16 protein-coding genes are annotated in these 21,598 nt (G+C 74.0%); 11 read left to right on the forward strand and 5 right to left on the reverse strand.

Annotated elements, in window-relative coordinates; translation table 11 throughout:
- Positions 1 to 117: 117 nt before the first annotated feature.
- Both J5Y04_RS27255 and J5Y04_RS27260 read right to left on the reverse strand, forming a co-directional pair.
- Positions 118 to 2,055, reverse strand: a complete 1,938-nt coding sequence (locus J5Y04_RS27255) for a serine/threonine-protein kinase (RefSeq protein ID WP_209415049.1) — start codon at positions 2,053 to 2,055, stop codon at positions 118 to 120.
- A gap of 305 nt (positions 2,056 to 2,360) precedes the next feature.
- The gene (locus J5Y04_RS27260; protein WP_209415050.1) at positions 2,361 to 3,287 is read right to left on the reverse strand and encodes a LysR family transcriptional regulator; all 927 of its coding nucleotides are present in this window, start codon (positions 3,285 to 3,287) and stop codon (positions 2,361 to 2,363) included.
- A gap of 96 nt (positions 3,288 to 3,383) precedes the next feature.
- Here J5Y04_RS27260 and J5Y04_RS27265 point away from each other — a divergent pair, with 96 nt between their 5' ends.
- From J5Y04_RS27265 to J5Y04_RS27280, 4 genes are all read left to right on the forward strand, one after another.
- Positions 3,384 to 4,088 carry a succinate dehydrogenase cytochrome b subunit gene (locus J5Y04_RS27265; RefSeq protein ID WP_209415052.1) on the forward strand — a complete coding sequence of 235 codons (705 nt, stop codon included), beginning with the start codon at positions 3,384 to 3,386 and terminating at the stop codon, positions 4,086 to 4,088.
- Positions 4,085 to 6,040: a fumarate reductase/succinate dehydrogenase flavoprotein subunit gene (locus J5Y04_RS27270; protein WP_209415053.1), complete on the forward strand. Its 1,956-nt coding sequence runs from the start codon at positions 4,085 to 4,087 to the stop codon at positions 6,038 to 6,040. Before J5Y04_RS27265 ends, J5Y04_RS27270 begins: the two co-directional genes overlap by 4 nt.
- Entirely contained in the window at positions 6,037 to 6,774 is a 738-nt protein-coding gene (locus tag J5Y04_RS27275) for a succinate dehydrogenase/fumarate reductase iron-sulfur subunit (RefSeq protein ID WP_148646922.1), read from the forward strand. The genes J5Y04_RS27270 and J5Y04_RS27275 overlap by 4 nt, the downstream gene beginning before the upstream one ends.
- A gap of 377 nt (positions 6,775 to 7,151) precedes the next feature.
- A complete protein-coding gene (locus J5Y04_RS27280) occupies positions 7,152 to 7,454 on the forward strand; it encodes a hypothetical protein (protein ID WP_209415055.1) in 303 nt (100 codons plus the stop codon).
- Positions 7,455 to 7,681: 227 nt separating this feature from the next.
- On the opposite strand, the gene J5Y04_RS27285 is transcribed toward J5Y04_RS27280, so the two are convergent.
- Positions 7,682 to 8,608 carry a DUF2797 domain-containing protein gene (locus J5Y04_RS27285; protein ID WP_209415056.1) on the reverse strand — a complete coding sequence of 309 codons (927 nt, stop codon included), beginning with the start codon at positions 8,606 to 8,608 and terminating at the stop codon, positions 7,682 to 7,684.
- 141 nt (positions 8,609 to 8,749) lie between these two features.
- On the opposite strand from J5Y04_RS27285, the gene J5Y04_RS27290 reads away from it, so the two are divergent.
- The 5 genes from J5Y04_RS27290 (at position 8,750) to J5Y04_RS27310 (ending at position 16,672) form a co-directional block, all read left to right on the forward strand.
- Positions 8,750 to 9,478, forward strand: coding sequence for a maleylpyruvate isomerase N-terminal domain-containing protein (locus J5Y04_RS27290; protein WP_209415058.1), 729 nt, complete (start codon positions 8,750 to 8,752; stop codon positions 9,476 to 9,478).
- A gap of 230 nt (positions 9,479 to 9,708) precedes the next feature.
- Positions 9,709 to 10,728 (forward strand): NAD(P)-dependent alcohol dehydrogenase, encoded by a 1,020-nt coding sequence (locus J5Y04_RS27295; protein ID WP_209415060.1) that lies wholly within the window; start codon positions 9,709 to 9,711, stop codon positions 10,726 to 10,728.
- Positions 10,729 to 10,891: 163 nt separating this feature from the next.
- Entirely contained in the window at positions 10,892 to 13,081 is a 2,190-nt protein-coding gene (locus tag J5Y04_RS27300) for a restriction endonuclease (protein ID WP_307853315.1), read from the forward strand.
- Positions 13,082 to 13,284: 203 nt separating this feature from the next.
- A complete protein-coding gene (locus J5Y04_RS27305; RefSeq protein WP_374106113.1) occupies positions 13,285 to 14,055 on the forward strand; it encodes an ABC transporter ATP-binding protein in 771 nt (256 codons plus the stop codon).
- Between the two features lie 55 nt (positions 14,056 to 14,110).
- Entirely contained in the window at positions 14,111 to 16,672 is a 2,562-nt protein-coding gene (locus tag J5Y04_RS27310; protein WP_209415063.1) for an ABC transporter permease, read from the forward strand.
- Positions 16,673 to 16,897: 225 nt separating this feature from the next.
- On the opposite strand, the gene J5Y04_RS27315 is transcribed toward J5Y04_RS27310, so the two are convergent.
- A complete protein-coding gene (locus tag J5Y04_RS27315; RefSeq protein WP_307853316.1) occupies positions 16,898 to 19,201 on the reverse strand; it encodes a M9 family metallopeptidase in 2,304 nt (767 codons plus the stop codon).
- A 393-nt stretch (positions 19,202 to 19,594) separates the two neighbouring features.
- Here J5Y04_RS27315 and J5Y04_RS27320 point away from each other — a divergent pair, with 393 nt between their 5' ends.
- Positions 19,595 to 20,296: a ribonuclease H gene (locus J5Y04_RS27320; RefSeq protein ID WP_209415064.1), complete on the forward strand. Its 702-nt coding sequence runs from the start codon at positions 19,595 to 19,597 to the stop codon at positions 20,294 to 20,296.
- A gap of 126 nt (positions 20,297 to 20,422) precedes the next feature.
- Here J5Y04_RS27320 and J5Y04_RS27325 read toward each other — a convergent pair whose 3' ends face one another.
- On the reverse strand, positions 20,423 to 21,070 hold the full coding sequence (locus J5Y04_RS27325) for an HNH endonuclease family protein (protein WP_209415066.1): 648 nt from the start codon (positions 21,068 to 21,070) through the stop codon (positions 20,423 to 20,425).
- 341 nt (positions 21,071 to 21,411) lie between these two features.
- On the opposite strand from J5Y04_RS27325, the gene J5Y04_RS27330 reads away from it, so the two are divergent.
- Positions 21,412 to 21,591: a hypothetical protein gene (locus J5Y04_RS27330; RefSeq protein WP_209415067.1), complete on the forward strand. Its 180-nt coding sequence runs from the start codon at positions 21,412 to 21,414 to the stop codon at positions 21,589 to 21,591.
- The last annotated feature ends 7 nt before the right edge of the window (positions 21,592 to 21,598 follow it).

The raw sequence follows: 21,598 nt of genomic DNA on the forward strand, positions 1-21,598 counted from the left end.
CGTTCGGGGACCGGCAGGTGACAGGCGTGCGGGGTGCCGCGCGGTGCTCCGCGGGGCGGGACTCCGCAGGACTCCGCGGGGCAGGACTCCGCGGGGCGGGGCTCAGCGGCCCAGGGCTCAGCGGGGCGGGTCGCAGAGGAAGGCGGCCGTCTCGGCCGAGGTCTTGCCCGGCTTCGCGGCCCCCGGGCTGGTGCCGATGCGCACGCCCCAGGTCGGGAAGGTGTCGGCCGAGCCGAAGTCGTGCGCCCGCGTGACGGTGGCGCGGCCGTCGCGGACCACCACCGTGTCGGTCGCGACGGTGACCGCCCGTCCGCCCGAGCTGTGGTACCAGCTCAGCGTCAGCGTCCCGCTGCCGGTGCCCTGGGCGACCACGGTGACCGTCGCGGTCAGGCTCCAGCGGCCGCTGCAGGTCAGCGAGTCCAGGTTCACCGTGCTGACCGCGATGGTCGCCGGGGCGACGGTCGGGGTGGCGCTCGGGGTCGGGGTCGGGGTGACCGGGCCCGGGGTGAGGGTGGGCACCGCGGCGGTGGGGGCGGGGCCGACCGGCGGGGCCGGCGGAGCCTGCGTGGCGGGTCCGCCACCGGGCGGCGCCGGCGGAAGGCCGGTGGTCGGGGCACCGCCGCCGACCGGCGGGCCGGGGGGCGTGGACGTCCTGCCGGTCGGCGTGGCCGTGGGGGTGGCGGTCGGGCTGGCGGAGCCGGCCGTGGGCGAGGCCGCCGGCGTGGACGGCGCGGCGCTCGGGGTGTCCGTGGCGCCGCTCGCCGCGGGCGACGGGGCGCCCGTCGTGGGGTCGGCTGCGCCGAGCGTGGTGGTGGCCTCCGGTGTGGCGCCGCCCACCACCGTGTGGGCGCCGCCGTCGGCGGCCCCGGCCATCGCCACCCCGGCCAGCGTGGCCAGGGTCAGGGTGCCGGCCACGACCCCCACGAGCGCCTTGCCACGGCCGCCGAGGCGCGCACCGCGGCGGACCAGCAGCTCCCGGATGGTGGCGGACGGCACCGCCGCGGGCGGCGCCGAAGCGGACGACGCGGAAGCAGCCGACACGCTCGCGGCCCCGGCACCCGCCGACGCCTCGGCGCCGCCCAGCACGGTGTGGGCCAGCGACGTGCCGCCGGCCGCGCCGCCGGCCCCGGGGAGCAGCAGCGCGAGCAGGGCCACCAGCGCGGTCAGGTCAAGACGGCCCTTCTCCTCCCACTCCGGCCCGTACCCGGTCGCCGCGACGGCCTCCAGCTCCTCGACCAGGGCCGCCGCGCTCTCGGGCCGCGCGTCCGGCTCCTTCGCCAGGCCGGAGAGGATCAACGGCCGGACCGGGTCGGGGGCCAGCTCCGCGGGGATCGGGGCCTCGGTGTGCTGGACGGCGAGTTCGGCGATCGTGGTGCCCCCGTACGGGCGGGCGCCGGTGAGGCACTCGAAGAAGGTGACGGTGGCGGCGTAGACGTCGCCCGCCGGGGAGGCGGGCTTGCCCGCCCACTGCTCGGGCGCCATGTAGGCGGGGGTGCCGGAGACGTCGGCGTCGTCCCCCTCGGGGACGGCGATGCCGAAGTCGACCAGCTTGGAGGTGCCGGAGGTGTCGACCAGCACGTTGGCGGGCTTGTAGTCGCGGTGCACGACGCCCGCCTGGTGGGCGGCGGCCAGGCCCAGCAGCGAGCCCTTCAGCACCACCAGGGCGGCCTCGGGCGTGGTGGCGCCCTCCGCGCGCAGCAGGTCCCGCAGCGCGATGCCGTCCACCAGTTCCATGACGATGGCCGAACCGCGCTCACCCTCCACGTACTCGTAGAGCCGGGTGACGTGCGGGGAGTCGATGGCCGCGAGGACTTCGGCCTCCTCCCGCAGGCCGGACGTGCCGACGGAGCGGTGGAGGTACTTGATCGCGACACGGGTGCCGGTCTCCCGGTGGCGGGCGAGCACGACCCGTCCGCTCGCACCGGCGCCGAGGTCCCGCTCGTGGAGGTAGTCCGGAAGTTCCCAGGGTCGCTCGTCCTCGACCACCGGGACCTCGTCGGCGGGGGCGTTGCCGCCCCCGGTCCGTCTGCCGTCCTGCTGCGTCCCGCTGTCCATCGCCTCGTACTCCCCTGACTGCCTGCTCGGCCCTTGCGGCGACGCACCATACGACACCGCGAGCACTGCCTGGGACGCGGCCCGTGAACAGTGGGTTCCGGGCGGGCCGGTCCGCTGGATCACGATTTGGGTGATTCGCACACCGTGCCAACCATTCGCCCCCACGGGCGGGCAGCCGTCCGCCCGTAGCACCCGGCCCGCACCGCCGACCCCCGCCCTTCGACCACCGGCCCGCACCGGCCCGCACAGCCGACCCCACCCGCCGACCGGCCCCTGCCGGCGGCCGGCACCGCCCGGCGGCGGGCTCACGGCAGCAGCAGCCGGGTCCCCGGGGGCAGCTCGCCCGCGCGGGCGGCGTCGCGCAGATGGGCCAGGAGGGTCTCGCGCAGCGCGGCCGCGGCCCGGGTGAGCGGCACCTCGTGCCCGTGCGCGACGGCGATCGTCCGGCCGAGCCCCGGACCGGCGAACGGCGTGACCACCAGCCCCGAACGGGCCGCCACCATGCCCGGCAGCACGGCCGGCCCCAGCCCGGCCCGGACGAAGCCGAGGACCGCGTCCATCTCGCCGCCCTCCACCGCGAACTCCGGCTCGAACCCGGCCGCCCGGCAGGCCGCCAGGGTGGCCTCGCGCAGGTCGTACCCCTCCCGGAACATCACCAGCGGGCGCCCGCGCAGCTCCGTCACCCGGACCGTGCGGCGCCGGCCCTGCGCGGAGCGGGCGACCAGCACCAGCTCCTCGTGCAGCAGCTCGGTGACGTGCAGCGCGGGGGACGCCTCGCCGCTCGGCGGGGTGATGATCAGCGCGACGTCCAGCTCCCCCGCCGCCAGCGTCCGGACCAGGTCGCGCGAGCCTCCCTCGCGGACCACCAGCGCCACCCCCGGGTAACGGTCCCGGAAGACCCGCAGTACGTCCGGCACCAGGCTGGTGCAGAGGCTCGGCGGCGCCCCCAGCCGCACCCGGCCACGGCGCAGCTGCACCGTCTCCTGCACGGCCAGCCTGGCGCTCTCGGTGTCGGCCAGGATGCGCCGGGCCAGCGGCAAGAGCGCGTCGCCGGCGTCGGTCAGGGCGATGTTGCCGCGGGTGCGGTGGAACAGTTCCGCACCCAACTCCCTTTCCAGCGCCCGGATCTGCTGGGAGAGCGAGGGCTGCGCGACATGCACCGCGTCGGCCGCCCGGGTGAAGTGCCGGGTCTCGGCGACGGCGAGGAAGTAGCGGAGTTGCTGGAGCTGCACCCGGCCAGGATAGGCGTGGACGATAGCCTCCGGCTATTGCCGCGAGCCGCATCATGTCTTGGACGTACCGGGATGCCGGTCCCTAGCGTTGCAGCCATGACAACCGCGACTCGGACGGCCCGGCATCCGTCCACCCTGGTGACCCTGTGGCGGTCGACCGTCGGCAAGAAGGCGGTCATGGCCGTCAGCGGACTGGTCATGCTGCTGTACCTGGTCGCGCACATGCTGGGAAACCTCAAGGTCTTCTTCGGCCCGGACGAGCTCAACGGCTACGCGCACTGGCTGCGCACCCTCGGCGAGCCGTTCCTGCGCCACGAGTGGTTCCTCTGGATCGCCCGGGTGGGCCTGCTCGCCGCCGTCCTGCTGCACGGCGTGGCCGCGTACCAGCTCAGCCGGCGCGACCTCGCCGCACGGCCCGGCAAGTACGTGCACCAGCGGCGCAGGGCCACCTACGCGACCCGCACGATGCGCTGGGGCGGGGTGATCCTGGCGCTCTTCATCGTCTGGCACATCCTCGACCTGACCACGCTCACCGTGAACCCCAACGCCGAGCAGGGCAAGCCGTACCAGAACATCGTGGCCTCCTTCTCGAACTGGTACAGCTGCGTGGTCTACATCGTGGCGATGCTCGCCGTGGGCCTGCACGTCCGGCACGGGTTCTGGAGCGCCGCGCAGACCCTCGGTGCCAACAACGCCCGACGCGACCGGGCGTTGAAGCTGACCGCCAACGGGCTGGCTCTGGTGCTGACCGTGGGCTTCCTGTCCGTCCCCGTGGCCGTGATGACCGGAGTGGTGAGTTGAGCACGCAAGCGTCCTACAGCGACTACCGGGTCGGCGAACCGGTCGCCGACGGCAAGGCCCCCGGCGGGCCGATCGAACAGCGCTGGGACCAGCGGCGGTTCGACGCCAAGCTGGTCAACCCGGCCAACCGTCGCAAGCACACCGTCATCGTGGTCGGGACCGGCCTGGCCGGTGGCGCCGCCGGTGCCACGCTCGCCGAACAGGGCTACCACGTCGTGCAGTTCTGCTTCCAGGACTCCCCCCGGCGCGCCCACTCGATCGCCGCCCAGGGCGGAATCAACGCCGCCAAGAACTACCGCAACGACGGCGACTCGATCCGCCGCCTCTTCTACGACACCGTCAAGGGCGGCGACTTCCGCGCCCGTGAGTCCAACGTGCACCGCCTCGCGCAGGTCTCGGTGGAGATCATCGACCAGTGCGTGGCCCAGGGCGTGCCCTTCGCCCGCGAGTACGGCGGCCTGCTCGACACCCGTTCCTTCGGCGGCGTCCAGGTCTCCCGCACCTTCTACGCCCGCGGCCAGACCGGCCAGCAGCTGCTGCTCGGCGCCTACCAGGCGCTGGAGCGCCAGATCGCCGCCGGGAACGTGGAGATGCACCCGCGCACCGAGATGCTCGACCTGCTGGTGATCGACGGCCGGGCCCGCGGCATCGTCGCCCGCGACCTGGTGACCGGCGCCGTCTCCACCTACACGGCCGACGCGGTGGTGCTCGCCAGCGGCGGGTACGGCAACGTGTTCTACCTCTCCACCAACGCCAAGAACTCCAACGCCACCGCGATCTGGCGGGCCCACCGGCGGGGCGCGTACTTCGCCAACCCGTGCTTCACCCAGATCCACCCGACGTGCATCCCGCGCTCCGGCGACCACCAGTCCAAGCTCACCCTGATGAGCGAGTCGCTGCGCAACGACGGCCGGATCTGGGTGCCGAAGGCCAAGGGCGACACCCGGCCGCCGGGCGAGATCCCCGAGGCCGAGCGGGACTACTACCTGGAGCGGATCTACCCGTCCTTCGGCAACCTGGTTCCCCGCGACATCGCCTCCCGGGCCGCCAAGAACGTCTGCGACGAGGGCCGCGGCGTCGGCCCCGGCGGCCAAGGCGTCTACCTCGACTTCGCCGACGCCATCCGCCGCCTCGGCCGCGACGCCGTCGCCGCCAAGTACGGCAACCTGTTCGAGATGTACGAGCGGATCACCGCCGAGGACCCGTACCGGGTGCCGATGCGGATCTACCCCGCGATCCACTACACCATGGGCGGGCTCTGGGTCGACTACGACCTGCAGACCTCCGTACCGGGCCTGTTCGCGATCGGCGAGGCCAACTTCTCCGACCACGGCGCCAACCGGCTCGGTGCCAGCGCCCTCATGCAGGGCCTCGCGGACGGCTACTTCGTCCTCCCGCCGACCCTCAACGACTACCTGGCCCGCCACCCGCTGCCGGCCGTCCCCGCCGACCACCCGACGGTCGCCGAGGCCGAGGCCGAGGTGACGGACCGGCTCAACCTGATCCTCGCCGTCGACGGCGACCGGACGCCCGACTCCTTCCACCGCGAGCTGGGCGAACTCCTCTGGGACAAGTGCGGCATGGCCCGCGACGCGGCCGGCCTGCGCCAGGCCCTGGCGCGGATCCCGCAGCTGCGCGAGGAGTTCTGGCGCCGGATCAAGGTGCCGGGGACGGGCGCCGAGCTCAACCAGTCGCTGGAGAAGGCCAACCGGCTCGTCGACTACTTCGAACTCGCCGAGCTGATGTGCCTGGACGCCCTCCACCGCGCCGAGTCCTGCGGCGGCCACTTCCGCACCGAGAGCCAGACCGAGGACGGCGAGGCCGCCCGGCGCGACGAGGAGTTCGGCTACGCCGCCGCCTGGGAGTTCACCGGCACCGGCACCGCCCCCGTCCTGCACCGCGAACACCTCGACTTCGAACACGTCCACCCCACCCAGCGGAGTTACGCATGAACCTCACCCTGCGCATCTGGCGCCAGGCGGGCCCGGACGCGGCCGGCTCGATGACCACCTACCAGGTCAGCGGGATCAGCCCGGACATGTCCTTCCTGGAGATGCTCGACACCCTCAACGAGGAGCTGATCACCCGCGGCGACGCGCCGGTGGCCTTCGACCACGACTGCCGGGAGGGCATCTGCGGGGCCTGCGGCATGGTCATCAACGGCCAGGCCCACGGCCCGGAGCGGACGACCACCTGCCAGCTGCACATGCGGCACTTCAAGGACGGCGACACCATCGACGTCGAACCGTGGCGGGCCGCGGCCTTCCCGGTGGTCAAGGACCTGGTGGTGGACCGCTCGGCGTTCGACCGGATCATCGGCTCCGGCGGCTACATCACCGCCCCCACCGGAAGCGCCCCCGACGCGCACGCCACCCCGGTGCCCAAGGAGGCCGCCGACACGGCCTTCGAGCACGCCGAGTGCATCGGCTGCGGCGCCTGCGTGGCAGCCTGCCCGAACGGCTCGGCGATGCTGTTCACCTCCGCCAAGGTGGTCCACCTCAACGTGCTCCCGCAAGGCGCGCCGGAGCGGAAGTCCCGGGTGCGGAACATGGTCGCCACGATGGACGCCGAGGGGTTCGGCGGCTGCACCAACACCGGCGAGTGCGCCACCGCCTGCCCCAAGGGCATTCCGCTGCCCAGCATCGCCGCGATGAACCGCGAGTTCCTCCGGAGCATGACCGGCTGACCCTTCCGCAGGTGCCGGCCGGCTGCTGGGCCCCCTCCCCCGGGAGGGGGCCCAGCGCGTGTCCCGCGCAGGATGCGCCCCTCCCGCACGGGGCGCACGTGGCAGGCGGGGCGTGCGGCCCGGCCGCGCGCTCCCCGGACGAGTGGTGGTTCGTCAGGACCGGTGCTCGGACCGGGGATTTCGCGCTACGGTGGTCCCCGCGCCAAGGAGGGTCATATGCCCGAGGTTCAGGCCTGTACCGGGTGTGGCGGGTCCGGGGGGACCCAGAAGACCGAGGCCACGGTCGAACTGGACGAGGAAGGGAGCATGGTGCCGAAGCTCTACACCTTCTGGTCACCATGCGGTCGGTGCCACGGATCCGGGACGGTGATCGTCGGATGAGGATGCTCTTCGAGTGCGTCGAGTGCGGCAGTCACTACCTGCCGCCGGAGCAGATGGTGTACCCGGACGGCCCCGCCTCCCCGCTCTGGTGCACGCACTGCCAGGCCGGTCAGCTGGCGGCCGGCGTCCACGAGGACCCGCTGCTCGCGCGGCTGGCGCTGGCCGCGGCCCGGTCCGCACTCGCCGGGCGGGTTGCGGACGAGACGCCTCCCGCGCGCGCCGACGTCCGGCCGTCGCGGCCGCCGCTCTCGCGCCGGGCGCGGTCGGGGCCGGGCGGGGTGCGCGGCAAGCTGGCGTGAGCCGGGCAGGCTCGGGCACCGCAGCCGTGGGGTTCCGGGGCGGCTCCGGGTGATGCCGCTTGATGCGGTTGACGCGGTTGACGCGGTTGACGCGGTTGACGCGGTTGATGCCGGGTGATCCGGTTGACACGCTCGACCAGACGCCGGGTTGACGCGTTGACGCGTTGGACGCCGTTCGGGCGTGAGGCCACCCGTCGCGGCGTCACGCGGCCGGTACCGCGGCGTGGTCAGAACAGCGCCTCCTGCGTGTCCGCCTCCTGCGGGCGCAGCCGGGCCCGCACGGTCAGGCCCGATGCCGGGCGTCCGGGGGCCGGGGCGAGGGTCCAGCCGGTGAGCAGGCGGGTGTCGAGCAGCAACGGCCCGGCGTCACCGGGCTGGTCGAGCAGCAGGTACCGGCCGATCGGCGGGCGCAGCGTCCCGGCGACGACCGCGCCGGGTGCCAGGGCGGCGATCTGTCCGTAGGCGGCGGGGGCGCCGCCGGTCAGGCCGTAGAGCTCGACGTGGTCGGTGACGGGGTGGTCGGCCAGCAGCTCGACCGCGTGCCCGTCGAGCAGGTGGTGGGCCCGGGCGCGGGCGTCGGTGAGGATCTCCCGGCGCCGGGTGGTGTCCCCGTGCTCCCACCAGTGCTCCGTCTTCGTCTTGCCGGTGAACCGCTCGCGGGCCAGCCCGGAGGCGGCGACGGTGAGTTCGGCCCGGCGGACGGCCGGCAGCGGCCCCCGGGCGGCGAACGTCCAGGCGAGTGCGCCCTGTTCGAGCAGCCGGTTGGTGCCGCGCTGCTCGGCGGTCAGGCCCACCTTGAGCAGGCCTTCGCCGAACCAGGCGAGGTAGAGGCGGTAGGTGCGGCCGTCGTCGAGGATCTGGTCCCGGGCGAGGGCGAGCCCGCGGTCGACGCTCTGGCAGGCGGGGCACTGGACGGCGCCGCCGTCCGGCTCGATGACGGCGTGGTGCGGGCAGGGCGTGCGCTCGGTGGCCCCGGCCAGCCAGGCGCCCGTGCACCGCCGCGGCCCGGCCAGCAGCCAGCCGACGGACGCCCCCGGCACGACCGCCCGCTCGTGCACCCGGCGCCCGTTGACCGCGCTCAGCACCGGCCGGCCGTCCTGCCACTGGAGGCCGGTGGAGATCCACCCGCCGCCCGTCCCCTGCGGTGCGCTCACGCCGATCCCTTCCCGCGCGCCCGCCGCTCCTGGCCCGCGCACACTCCCGTCCGAAGCAGCGAGGCTACCCGCCGCCTCTGACAACCGGGGCAGGGCGGCCGGTCCGGGGGCTCGCCCGGGCGCCGCTGGTACGGTCGCGCCATGATCGACGAAGCCCCCGAGCCGCAGCCGTGCGCCGCTCCCGTCGCCAACGCCCCCGACGCCCCCGACGCCCCCGAGGGCCGGCGCTCCCCCGGTCCGGTCTCGCCCGACGACCTCGCCCTCGTCCTGCGGCTCGCCGCCGCCACCCTGCGCGGCGCGCCGGCGGACGCCGACTGGTCCCGGGCGGCCGGGGCCGTCGACTGGGACTGCTGGAGCACCGTCGAGCACCTGGCGGACGACCTGCTCGCCTACGCGGCCCAGCTCGGCCCGGACGCCCCGCCGCTCGACCGCTACGTCCCCTTCGTGTCCGTCCGTCGCTTCCCCGGCGGGCCCAACAGTTTCGTCTACGCGCAGCACGAGGCCGGCCCGGCGGGGCTGGTCCAGGTACTGGAGGCGAGCGGCGCGCTGATGGTCGCGATGGCCCGCACCGCGGCGCCCGGGACGCGCGCGTACCACCCGTGGGGCGTCGCCGACCCGGCCGGGTTCACCGCGATGAGCCTCGTGGAGACGCTGGTCCACGTGCACGACGTCGCCCTGGGTCTGGGCCTGCCGTGGGAGCCCCCGGCCGACGTCTGCCACCGGACGCTCGCCCGGCTCTTCCCCGACGTCCCGCTCGACGCGGACGCCGGCCCGTGGCCGACCCTGCTCTGGGCCACGGGCCGCGCCGACCTCCCCGGCCGCCCGCGCCGGACCGACTGGCGCTGGTACGCGGAGGTCCGGGGCGCATAAGTCCCGGCCCGCGGAGGTCCGGGGCGCGTAGGCCCGGGGCTCGGCCCGCGGAGGGCAGGCGGGTCGGGTGGTTCCCGACGGGCGGCGGCGCCGGGCAGGCGGTCGGGCGCGGACCGGCCCCCGTGGCCCCCGTGGGCCACTCCCTCATTCCCCGGCGGGAATTGGCGCGCCGCCCGGCCCCGGCGAGGATCGGTGCGAAGCAGGCAACCGCCCCCCGGAAGGACTCCCCCATGCGCTCGTACCGTCTCGACAAGCCCGGCCACCCCGACGGTCTCGTCCTCCACCAGGGCGAGCCGCCCGCCCCCGGGGCGACCGAGGTCCTGGTCAAGGTGCACGCCGCGTCGCTCAACCGCCGGGACGCGCTGATCCTCTCCGGCCGCTACCCGCTGCCCGCCCGGCCGGGGGTGGTGGCGCTCAGCGACGGCGCGGGCGAGGTCGTGGCGACGGGGGCGGCGGTGACCAGGTTCCGCACGGGCGACCACGTCACCGGCAGCTACTTCCCCCGCTGGACCGACGGCCGGCTGCGCCCCGACCTCGCCGACCAGCTCGGCTGCACCGTCGACGGCCTGCTCACCGAGTACGCCGTCCTGGACGAGCAGGCGCTGGCCGCCCTGCCCGCCGGACTGGGCTGGGCCGAGGCGGCCTCGCTGACCTGCGCCGGGGTGGCCGCCTGGCGGGCGCTGACCGGCGGCGGCCCGCTCCTGGCCGGCCAGACCGTCCTGACCCTGGGCAGCGGCGACGTCTCGCTGTTCGCCACGCAGTTCGCCAAGGTGCACGGCTGCCGGGTGATCGCCGTCAGCGGCAGCGACGCGGGGGCCGAGCGGCTCGCCGCGGTCGGCGCGGACCACGTGATCGACCGCCGGCGGACGCCCGAGTGGTCCGGCGAGGTGCGCCGGCTGACCGGGGGCGCGGGCGCCGACCTGGTGGTCGAGACCCACGGGCCGGCCACCATCGAGCAGTCCGTCCGCGCCACCGCGCTGTACGGGCAGATCGTGCTGCTCTGGGTGGTCGGCGACCGGCCCGCCGCGCTGCGGATCACCGACGAGGCGTACGCGGGCTCGCTGGCGACCATCCGGCGCGAGTTCGTCGGCAGCCGCTCCGACCTGGAGGCGGTGATCCGGGCGGTCGACGTGCACGGGCTGCGGCCGGTCGTCGGGCGGGAGTTCGGCTTCGACGAGGTGCCGGAGGCGTACCGCCACTTCCTGGACCGCGGCACGGTCGGGAAGACGGTGATCCGGGTGGCCGGCTGACGCCGGGCCGGCCCGGACCGGCCGCGACCCGCACCCGCGGCCCCCGCAGGTCATGGGCGCTTGGCCGGTCCGCCCGTCCACGTTCTATTGTGGCGGGCGCGGCGGCGGCGCGGCCGGGAGGCGGCGCGCGGTGCCGCTCGGGCGCGGAGCGAAGGGGTGGACGGTGGCGGGGCGGCGGAACGACGGGGTGCTGGCGGTCTGGGCGGAGGCGCAGCGGCAGCAGCAGCGCCGGGAGGAGGCCCAGTGGCGTGCCCAGGCTGCCGAGCAGCGCCGGCGCGAGCGCGAGGCGCGCGAGGCGCAGCGGGCGGCGGCCAGGGGTGAGCGCGAGGCGCTGCGGGCGTACCAGCAGTCCCGGGAGGCGGAGGCGTCCCGGCTGACGGCCGAACTCGACTCCCGGGTCGAGGAGTTGACGGGTCTGCTGGCGGCCGGTCTGGGCCGCCCGGCGTTCAGCCCGCAGGCGCTGCTGGCGCCGCGGACGCTGCCGGCCTTCGAGCCGGGCCGGCTCGGGGAGCCGGTGCCGATGCCGGACCAGGCGCAGTACCAGGTGCCGCCGCCGGATCCGGTGCAGGCGCGCAACCCGGGGGTCTGGCGGCAGTACGAGCAGTACGTGGCGCAGGCGCGGGCCCGGTTCGAACAGGACTGGTACGCGGCGCAGGCGGCGGAGGCGGACCGGCAGCGGCGCCTGGCCGAGTATCACGGGCAGTATCTGGAGTGGGTGGCCCAGCACCGCCGCCAGGACACCGAACGGTCCTCCCGCACGGAGGAGTTGCTGCGCCGGCTGCGCTCCGGCGAGGCGGAGGCGGTGCAGGAGTACTTCACCGCCGTGCTGTACGCCTCGGCGGGCTGGCCGGAGGGGTTCCCGCACCGGCTGGTCGCGGCCTGGGAGGCGTCGACGCGCCAGCTGGTGGTGAACTGGGAGCTGCCGGGAGCCGACGTGGTGCCGGCGAGCGCCCGGGTGCGGTACGTGAAGACCGACGACCGGGAGGCCGAGGTGGCCCGTCCGGCCACCGAGCGCAAGGCGCTGTACCGGGAGGTGCTGGCGCAGAGCGCGCTGCGCGTGGTGGCCGAGCTGTTCCGGGCGGACTCCGACGGGCTGCTGGCGTCGGTGGTGCTGAACGGCTTCGTACGCGGCATCGACCCGGCGACCGGCCGCGAGGCGGAGCGGTTCCTGTCCACGGTGACGGTGGACCGGGCCGAGTTCGCCGGGCTGGCGCTGGACCGGGTGGCGGCCGTGGAGTGCTTCCAGGGGCTCGGCGGCGTCCTGTCGGCGCGGCCGGAACGCCTGGACGAGGTGCGGCCGGACCGACTGCCGGAGACGGTCGGCGGCAGCGTGGCGGGGCAGGGCGGCGAGGAGGAGCCGGACCTCTTCGAGATGGACCCGATCGAGTTCGAGGAGCTGATCGCCGAGCTGTTCCGGCTGCGCGGGTTCCGGGTGATGACGACGGCCCGCAGCGGCGACGCCGGGGTGGACGTGGTCGCGGAGGACCTCGATCCGGTGACCGGCGGACGGATCGTCATCCAGGCCAAGCGCTACCGTTCGACGGTCTCCCCCACCGCGGTGCGGGACCTCGACTCGACGGTGCGCCACCACGGCGCGATCAAGGGCATCCTGGTGACGACGGCCGGGTTCGGGCCGGGCTCGTACGACTACATCCGCAACAAGCCGCTCACGCTGGTGACCGGTCCCGAGCTGGTCGAGCTGCTGGCGGAGCAGGGCCTGCGCGGACGCCTCGGCGGCGGCAACGGCGGCGGCCCCGCCCGGACCGGCGGGACCGTCTCCAACGCCGGCGCGCCCGGGGCCGGCACCTCCGACGGCGGCGCCTCCGGGGCCGACGGCCGCCCGAGCCGCGTCCGGCTGTCCTGGCAGAGCCGCACGGCCGGCGGGGACGCCGTGGAGCTGGACGTCTCCGCGTTCCTCTGCGCCGGCGGGAAGGTGCTGACCGACGAGCACTTCGTCTTCTTCAACAACCCGCAGGACCCGGACGGCGCGGTCCGCCTGCACCCCACCTGTTCCGTCCCCGGCGAGCCGGTCCGCGCGGCCGAACTGACGCTGGATCCGGAACGGCTGCCGGCCGGCGTGGACGCGGTGGTGATCGCGGTCTCCACCGAGGAGGAGGAGCCGCCCGCCCTGCCGCTCGGCTACGTCCACGGGCTGGCCCTGACGGCGGCCTGGGGCGCGGGCGCCGCCGGACCGGAGCGCTGGCAGGCCGCCACCGGCGGGGTGCCGGACACCGCCCTGCTGGTGGGAACGTTCCAACGCAAGGGCGGCGGCTGGACGTTCACTCCGGACGGGACGGCGGTGGCGGGCGGACTGGCCGGCCTCGCGGTGCGCTGGGGCGTCGCGGTCGAGTAGCGCGGCCCCGCCGGCCGGGCGGATGCGCCTCAGGGGCGGGCGTCATACCTGAGGAGGAGAGGGCCCCCCGCCGTCCCGCCGGGATGGCGGGGGCCACCGTCCCCCGGGGCGACACTTCCGGTGCGCACGGATTGGGAGGATTGAACGGAACACGATCTTCCGTGCCCGTTCACACCCCTTCCCGTCCCCACAGGAGCACTCCCGTGACCATGCCCGCAACCGCCGTCCGCACCGGCCGGGCGGCCGCCCGCGCCACCGGCCTGAACAAGGTCTACGGGGAGGGGGAGACCCGCGTCGTCGCCCTCGACAACGTCAGCGTGACCTTCCCCCAGGGCGAGTTCACCGCCATCATGGGCCCCTCCGGCTCCGGCAAGTCCACCCTCATGCACTGCATGGCCGGCCTGGACACCGTCTCCTCCGGCTCCTCCACCATCGGCGACACCGAACTCGTCGGCCTCAGGGACAAGCAGCTCACCCAGCTGCGCCGCGACCACATCGGCTTCATCTTCCAGGCCTTCAACCTGCTCCCCACCCTGACCGCCCTGGAGAACATCACCCTCCCGATGGACATCGCCGGCCGCAAGGCCGACAAGGCCTGGCTGGACCGCGTGGTCGAGACCGTCGGCCTCTCCGGCCGCCTCTCCCACCGCCCCAGCCAGCTCTCCGGCGGCCAGCAGCAGCGCGTCGCCTGCGCCCGCGCCCTCGCCGGAAAGCCCGACATCATCTTCGCCGACGAACCGACCGGAAACCTCGACTCCCGCTCCGGCGCCGAAATCCTCTCCTTCCTGCGCAACTCCGTACGCGAACTCGGCCAGACCGTCGTCATGGTCACCCACGACCCGGTCGCCGCCGCCTACGCCGACCGCGTCGTCTTCCTCGCCGACGGCCGCATCGTCGACGAGCTCACCGGCCCCACCGCCGACACCGTCCTGGACCGCATGCGCCGCTTCGACGCCAAGGGCCGCACCAGCTGACCCGCGCCCGCTGAACCGGCCGCCACCCATCGGACTCCCAGGACTGAAACCCCTCATGTACCGCACCGCACTGCGCAACGTGCTGGCCCACAAGGGCCGACTGCTGATGACGGCGCTCTCCGTCATGCTCGGCACCGCCTTCGTCGCCGGCACGCTCGTCTTCACGGACACCCTCGGCAGCGCCCTGAGGTCCCAGAGCGCCAAGAGCTACACCGACATAGCCGTCACGGTCAGCGACCGCGGCGCCGTCAGCAACGGCTACGACCGCCGGGGCAAGGGCCCCACCGGGCCCACCCTCACCGAGGAGACCCGCAAGGCCGTCGCCGCCCTGCCGGGCACCGCCGAGGCGCGCGGCGTGGTCAGCGGCTTCGCCGGCATCGCCGACCGGAAGGGCGCGCTGATCGGCAACGGCTTCTCCACCACCGGCACCAACTACGTGCCCGGCGCCGACGGCACCGACCCGCGCTACCCCCTGGTCGAGGGCCAGGGCCCGAAGAACGCCAAGGAGATCGCGCTCGACCGCAAGACCGCCGAGAAGGGCGGCTACAAGGTCGGCGACACCGTCCGGGTGGCCGTCAACGGCCCGGTGATGGAGCTCAGGCTCACCGGCACCGTGAGCACCAACGACCCGCGCGTCGTCTCCGGCGGCTCGCTCGCCGCCTTCGACACCGCGACCGCCCAGCAGCTCTACCTGACGCCCGGCCGGTTCGCCGAGATCGACGTCAAGGCCAAGCCGGGCGCCGACGACACCGCACTGCTCGCCGCCGTCAAGCAGGCCGTCCCGCAGGGCGACTCGATCGAGGCCCGTACCGGCCGCGAGCTCGCCGACGAGCAGGACCGCATGATCGAGGCGGGCACCAAGGGCATGAGCAGCGCGCTGCTGGTCTTCGCCGGCATCGCGCTCTTCGTCGGCGTCTTCATCATCGCCAACACCTTCACCATGCTGGTCGCCCAGCGCACCAAGGAGCTCGCGCTGCTGCGCGCCGTCGGCGCCGGACGCCGGCAGGTCACCCTCTCGGTGCTGATCGAGGCGCTGCTGATCGGCCTCACCGCCTCGGTGGCCGGGCTGCTCGCCGGCATCGGGATCGCCGCCGGGCTGCGCGCCCTGCTGAACGGGCCGCTGGAGGCCAACCTGCCGGACGGCCCGCTGGTGATCGGCCCGTCCACGGTGATCGCCACGGTCGCCGTCGGCGTCGTGGTGACCGTGCTGGCCGCCTGGCTGCCGGCCCTGCGGGCCTCCCGGATCGCCCCGGTGGCCGCGATGAGCTCCGCCGAGCAGCCGGCCACCCAGAAGAGCCTGCGGGTGCGCAACGCGATCGGCCTGCTGTTCGCCGCGGCCGGCCTCGGCGGCCTGCTGGCCGGCTCGGCCGCCAAGGAGGTCAAGCTGGTCGGCCTCGGCGCCGGCGCCCTGCTGATCGGCGTCTTCGTCCTCACCCCGCTGCTCTCCCGGCCGCTGATCGCGATGTTCGCGCCGCTGCTGCGCCGGCTGTTCGGGACGCCCGGCAAGCTGGCCCGGGAGAACGCCGTCCGCAACCCGCGCCGCACCGCGGCGACCGCCTCGGCGCTCACCATCGGCGTCACCCTGATCACCGCCCTGACCGTCGTCGGCGCCTCGGTGAACAAGGCCGTGGACGAGGCCACCGCGAGCGACATGAAGGCCGACTACACGGTGGCGATGGAGAACTTCTCCACGCTCTCCCCCGAGGTCGCCACCCAGATCGCCCGCACGCCCGGCGTCACCGCCATGAGCGTGATGCGCACCGTCGAGGTCGAGACCGGCACCGACGGCGACACCGACTGGCTCACCGGCGTGGACGCGAACACCATCGACCGGCTGGCCACCCTGAAGGTCGTGGAGGGCTCGGCCGACGCGCTCAAGCAGGGACAGCTGCTCTCCAGCCGGGGCTACGCCGAGCGCAACAACCTCAAGGTCGGCTCGACGCTGGCCGTCACCTACCCGGACGGCTCACAGGGCACGCTGACCGTCGGCGGCCTGCTGGAGTCGAGCTCCGTGGTGTCCGGGCTGCTCGCGCCGGACGCCGTGGTCGGAGCGCACGCCTCGGCCGGCTCCGGCCTGGACAAGGTCCTGGTCAAGGGCGCCAACGGCGCGGACCCGAAGCTGAAGCAGGCGCTGCGCGACGCCACCGGCGGCAACCCGCTGATCGCCGTCAAGGGCGAGAAGGACATCAAGGCGGAGAACCGCCAGATGGTGACCGCCGTGCTGAACATCATGTACGGGCTGCTCGGGATGTCCGTGGTGATCGCGGTGCTGGGCGTCGTCAACACCATGGCGATGTCGGTGTTCGAGCGCCGCCGGGAGATCGGCATGCTGCGGGCGATCGGCCTGGACCGGCGCGGCATCGGCCGGATGGTCCGGCTGGAGTCGCTGGTGATCGCGTTGTTCGGCGGGGTGGTGGGCGTGCTCCTGGGCGTCGTGACCGCCTGGGCGGGCAACCGCACGATGGCGGGCACGTTCAAGAACATCACCACCGTGGTCCCGCCGGTCCAGGTGCTCGGGTTCCTGGTCGGCGCCGCGGTGATCGGCCTGCTGGCCGCCCTCGTACCGGCCCGCCGGGCCGCCCGGATGGACATCCTGGGCGCGATCAAGAGCGAGTAGGCGCCCCCGGAGAGGGTGGAGCCCCCGGCCGGATCGGGTACCGGCCGGGGGCTCCGGCGTGCGGGCGCCGGGGTGCGGCCACCGGGTTTGCGGACACCGGGTGTGCGGACACCGGGTGTGCGGTCGGCGCCGCGGGGCGGACGACCGCGGGGAACGGACCCGCCCCGGGCGGAGTGCCGAAGCCCTCCGCCCGGGGCGGTCACCTGTCCGTTTCACCCGATCGGGTCAGAATTCACTCGTGACGCTCACCCCGCTGAAGCCCTGCTGGGCGTAGAGGCTGAAGAAGACGTAGCCGGCGGGCGGGTTGGTCACGGTCAGGGTCTCGGAGTTGTCCGGGCCCGCCGAGCGCGTGGCGTAGGAGTTGGTGTACGCCCAGCTGCCCGGGTTGTAGTAGAGGTCGCCGTTGCCGGTGCCGCCACTGGTGGTGATCTTCACCTGCTTGGTGCCGGCCGGCACCAGGACGTAGAAGTGCGCGTAGTTGCCCGTGGTGGCCGCGACGTTGCTGCGACCGCAGTTGGCGTCCAGCTGGCGGGTGTCGGCGGCCGTGCACTCCGGCACCCGCGGCGTGGTGCCGTCGGTGGCGCAGGCGCCGTTCGCGCACCTGGTCAGCCAGCTGTCGAAGTCGGCGTCGTAGCGGGTGCCGATGGTGGTCTTGAGCAGGGTGCGGGCCCCGTCCCAGTCCCCCGCCCGGTACTTGGCGAGAACGGCGTCCATGTCGGAACGGTGCTGCTCCAGCATGTAGCGGACGGCGAGGTAGCCCCAGCGGTAGACGCGGTCCTGGTCCCCGTAGGCGGTGTCGAAGAGGTCGCTCAGCTTGTAGGTGTGACGGGCCGCGGCCTCGATGGCGGCGTCGTTGGTGACCTTGCGGTACGAGTAGGAGACGTACTCGGCGAAGCCCTCGACCCACCAGACGGTCGGGGTCTTCATGCCGGCGTTGAAGTCGCCGTACATGTCGAACCGGCCGTCGAGGTAGTGGGTGTACTCGTGGTTGAGGTTCCAGATCTGGAAGTCCGGGCGGGCCCACTCGGCCTCGTAGCAGAGGAACCGCGGCTGGTTTCCGGCCGTGGCCGGGTTGCCCTCCAGGTACATGCCGCCGTTGTTGGTGTCGATGCCGTAGACGGCGGCGGCGAGCACCTGGTAGTCGAGCGAGGAGTGGAAGACCACGACCTCGATCGTGTTGTTCCCGTCGTCCTTGACCGGGCCGTTGTCCTTGGCCACCGAGTGGAAGAACGCGTCCTGGCCGGTCAGGCTGGTGCAGGCGGTGCCCAGCTGGGTGTTGTCCAGCGCCTGGGCTATCAGCTTGATGCTCGGGCTGCAGGTGTAGTTCACCGTCAGCACGCCCGCCTTGATCCGGTCGGCGCTGTTGCAGGTGCCGTAGTACGAGCAGTTGCCGGCGTCGTAGTAACCGACCGCCTCGGCGACCGCGGCCCACTGGAAGACGGTGCGGCCGTTCGGCGCGGACCGGTCGGCCAGCGCCTTGGCGAGCGGACGGACCTTGGGCTGGAGCGCCGTGTCCTTGAGGAAGCGGCCCAGCTCCTTGGTCGCGTTGTAGACCAGCACGCCGAAGTCGCCGCCGAGCAGGTCGTTGTTGCGGGTCGCGAAGCCGGACAGCGCGTCCAGCACGCTCGGGTCGGCCTCGACGGCCGCGTCGAAGCCGGGCACCTGGTGGCCGCGGAACAGCACGGTGAACACCGGGTTCACCGACCACGCCATGCCGGCGGGGTTCCAGGTGGCGCTGTTGTAGTCGCCCAGCAGCCGCTTGACCACCGGGATGTAGCGGATGTTCTCCTGCGCGCTGTCGATCAGGGTGACGGCCTCGCCCAGGATGGGCGCGTTGCCCGCGGCGACGTCACGGACGTGCGCGCTGGCGAAGAAGGCGTCCAGCCCGGAACGGATCGCCGTCTGGAGGGTGGCACCGTACGGGCCGACGTCGTCCTTGTGGTACCACTGCGCGAAGTAGCCGGCGCGCAGGTAGAGCACCAGCTGCTCGACGGAGGTCGAGTTGTCGCCCGGGTAGGAGGCGGCCGCGTCGCGCAGGGCGTACGACACGGTGGTCATCTGCTCCTCGCGGAACGCACCCCGCGCGTTGGCGCCGGTGAGCTGGAAGAGCCCGTTGATGCACTGGATGTCGGCGGCCTTGATGTGCTGGACCAGGTCGCTGCCCGTCCGGCCGGTGAAGTCGCCGACGTTGCAGGTCTGCCCGGCCGCCGCCGCAGCGAGGCCGAAGGACTTGGCGGTCGGCACGGCCTTGGTGGTCGGCCGGACCTCGGCCGGCCGGGTGTCGAGCGGGAGCGGCGCGCGCTGGTCGGCCGGGGTGGACTGCCGGTCGCCGTCGCCGTGCCCGGGGGCATCGGTGGCGGGCTGCGGCGCCAGTCCGGCGAGGGTGCCGGGAGTGGGGGACGCCTTGCCGGGTGCGACGGGCGCGGCCTGGCTGTGCGGGGCGAACAGACCGACCGTCAGGAACAGGGTCAGGGCGAGCGTCAGGAGTCGTGCCAGTTGCGGTAGTCGCAACAGACGTGCGGAGCTCACGTGGGGGCCTCCGGGCCGTCGTCGGCCGCGCTGGGGGGCGCGGCCGGAGTGGGGGAGCGAGGACCGTCGGCGAAGGTGCCGCGCGGGGCGGCTCCGTCGCGTACGCGGTGGGGATGTGACATGTACAATTGCACACGTCACACGGTGTTGAGAAGTCCTCAAGCGGTGCGCAGTTCATGGGGAAACCGCAAAGGGATCGTGGTGGTGATCTGCACGTCGGCCTGGTCGGCTCCGCCGGTCGGGCCGGACGGCTGCCGGGCCGGAGCGGCGCACAGGTCCGGGCCGGGGCGGCGCACAGGTCCGGGCCGGCTGGTCCCGTCCGGTCGTGGCCGCCGGACGGGCGGTCGCACGACGTGGTCCGCGGAGGTGCCGACGGCCTGGCATGATCGCCGTATGAACGACCGAATCATCGCCGCCTGTGACGGGGCGGCCAAGGGAAACCCGGGCCCGGCGGCCTGGGCCTACGTGGTGGCGGACGGTGCCGGGGCACCGCAGCGCTGGGAGTCCGGCCCGCTGGGGCACAGCACCAACAACGTGGGCGAACTCACGGCGCTGGAGCGGCTGCTGGCCGCCACGGATCCCGCCGTGCCGCTGGAGGTCCGGCTGGACAGCACGTACACGCGTGATTCGGTGACGAAGTGGCTGAAGGGCTGGAAGCGCAACGGCTGGAAGACCGCCGCCGGAAAGCCGGTGGCCAACCAGGAGCTGATCCAGCGGATCGACGGGCTCCTGGACGGGCGGGACGTCACGTTCGTCTACGTGCCCGCCCACCAGGTGGACGGCGATCCGCTGAACGCCCTGGCCGACAAGGCCGCCAGTGACGCCGCCCGGACCCAGGAGGCCGCCGGCGGTACCGCGGCGGACCTCCCCGTGCCGGACCCGGCCCCGAGCACCCCCTCCCGGAGCGGCGGCGCCCGGAGCGGACGCGCCGCCTCCCCGTCCACGGCGAAGCGCCGGTCCTCGGGCGGTGCGCCGTCGCTGGCCGCGCGGTTCCCCGGCACCTGCCCGTGCACCCGGCCGTACGCCAAGGGGGACCGGATCACCAAGGTGGGCGGCGGTTGGGGACACCCGGAGTGCGCAGCCACGCAGGCGTGAGCGCCACCGCCGATGGTGGAGCCCCCGGCCGGATCGGGTACCGGCCGGGGGCTCCGGCTTGGGGGCGGGACATCCGGCTTTGGGACGGGACAGACGTTTCGTCAGCAGCCGTCGCGGTCGAGGATGTCAGCAGCCGTTGAGGATCGAGGTCAGCGCACTCTTCTCGGCGCTGTCGACGTTCAGCCCGTAGAAGTACTTCACCTGTACCCAGGCGCGGGCGTAGGTGCAGCGGTAGGACGCCTGCGGCAGCCAGTTGGCCGGGTCCTGGTCGCCCTTGGTGCGGTTGGAGCTCGCGGAGACGGCTATCAGCTGCGGGCGGGTGAGGTCGTTGGCGAAGGCCTTGCGCTGGTCGGTGGTCCAGGCCCAGGCACCGGAGCGCCAGGCCTCGGCGAGCGGCACCAGGTGGTCGATGTCGAAGGAGGAGGCGCTGGTGGTGGTGACGTTGTCGTACACCGAGGTCCAACTGCCGCTCACGGAGGCGCAGCTGGAGTCGGTCACCACACCGCTGCCGTCGCGCTTGAGGACGGTCTCGCGGGTGTTGCAGGTGCCGGAGATGGTGATCCAGTGCGGGAACAACGTCCGGTCGTAGGTGTCGGCGTGGGACTCCGCGGCCACCGCGATCGAGGCCAGGTACGAGCGGGCGGTGGCGGCCGAGACCGGGGCGGGCAGGGCGGCCTGGGCGGTGCCGGCGCCGGCCAGCAGGGTGGTGAGGGCGAGCAGCAGGGCGCCGGTGGCGGCGGCCAGGGCACGGTGGGGCGTGCGTATCGCAGGCATGCGGGGGGACTCCAGGGTCGGTGTGAGGGCAGGCGGAAGCCCCCGGGCGGAGCGGCCCGGGCTGGTAACCAGCATGGCGCGTCAGGGGTTTACGCGGGTAGACCCTAGAGGTGAACTTTTGAGTGAGAGTCAGCTCACAGCGTCCGTCGGGGAAGTGGAGCAAACCGGGGCGGGCCGGCCGACGGGCCCGGGCGGCCGGAAGGGAACCGCACCGGCCGGCGGCACCACCTCGGGCGAGCCGCTGCAGATCAGGTACTGGTTGGACGGCGAGCCGCGCCCGACCGAGAAGACCCCCGACGTCGAGACGCTCGTCCGCGCAGGCCGGCTCGACCGGGCGCGCCGTGCGTTCGCACTACGCCTTCGACAGGACGCTCAGCTCCGCGAACCACGCCGACTCGCTCGCCGAGGGGATCGGCCCGTCGGGCGGGCAACTCGGCGACTTCCCCGAGGCGTTCACCCACCTCACGCCGGTGGCAGCGGTCCTCGCCCTCGACCAGCAGCTCGACCGCGCGCGACGGTGACCGGTCG

Source organism: Kitasatospora sp. RG8 (assembly GCF_017813315.1).
Taxonomy (GTDB): Bacteria; Actinomycetota; Actinomycetes; order Streptomycetales; family Streptomycetaceae; genus Kitasatospora.

Bases quoted from the DNA above. Each gene is read 5' to 3' on its own strand.
- J5Y04_RS27255 (WP_209415049.1), bottom strand. From the start codon at position 2,055: ATGGACAGCGGGACGCAGCAGGACGGCAGACGGACCGGGGGCGGCAAC.
- J5Y04_RS27320 (WP_209415064.1), top strand. From the start codon at position 19,595: ATGAACGACCGAATCATCGCCGCCTGTGACGGGGCGGCCAAGGGAAAC.
- J5Y04_RS27310 (WP_209415063.1), top strand. From the start codon at position 14,111: ATGTACCGCACCGCACTGCGCAACGTGCTGGCCCACAAGGGCCGACTG.
- J5Y04_RS27325 (WP_209415066.1), bottom strand. From the start codon at position 21,070: ATGCCTGCGATACGCACGCCCCACCGTGCCCTGGCCGCCGCCACCGGC.
- J5Y04_RS27295 (WP_209415060.1), top strand. From the start codon at position 9,709: ATGCGCTCGTACCGTCTCGACAAGCCCGGCCACCCCGACGGTCTCGTC.
- J5Y04_RS27275 (WP_148646922.1), top strand. From the start codon at position 6,037: ATGAACCTCACCCTGCGCATCTGGCGCCAGGCGGGCCCGGACGCGGCC.
- J5Y04_RS27280 (WP_209415055.1), top strand. From the start codon at position 7,152: ATGAGGATGCTCTTCGAGTGCGTCGAGTGCGGCAGTCACTACCTGCCG.
- J5Y04_RS27265 (WP_209415052.1), top strand. From the start codon at position 3,384: ATGACAACCGCGACTCGGACGGCCCGGCATCCGTCCACCCTGGTGACC.
- J5Y04_RS27290 (WP_209415058.1), top strand. From the start codon at position 8,750: ATGATCGACGAAGCCCCCGAGCCGCAGCCGTGCGCCGCTCCCGTCGCC.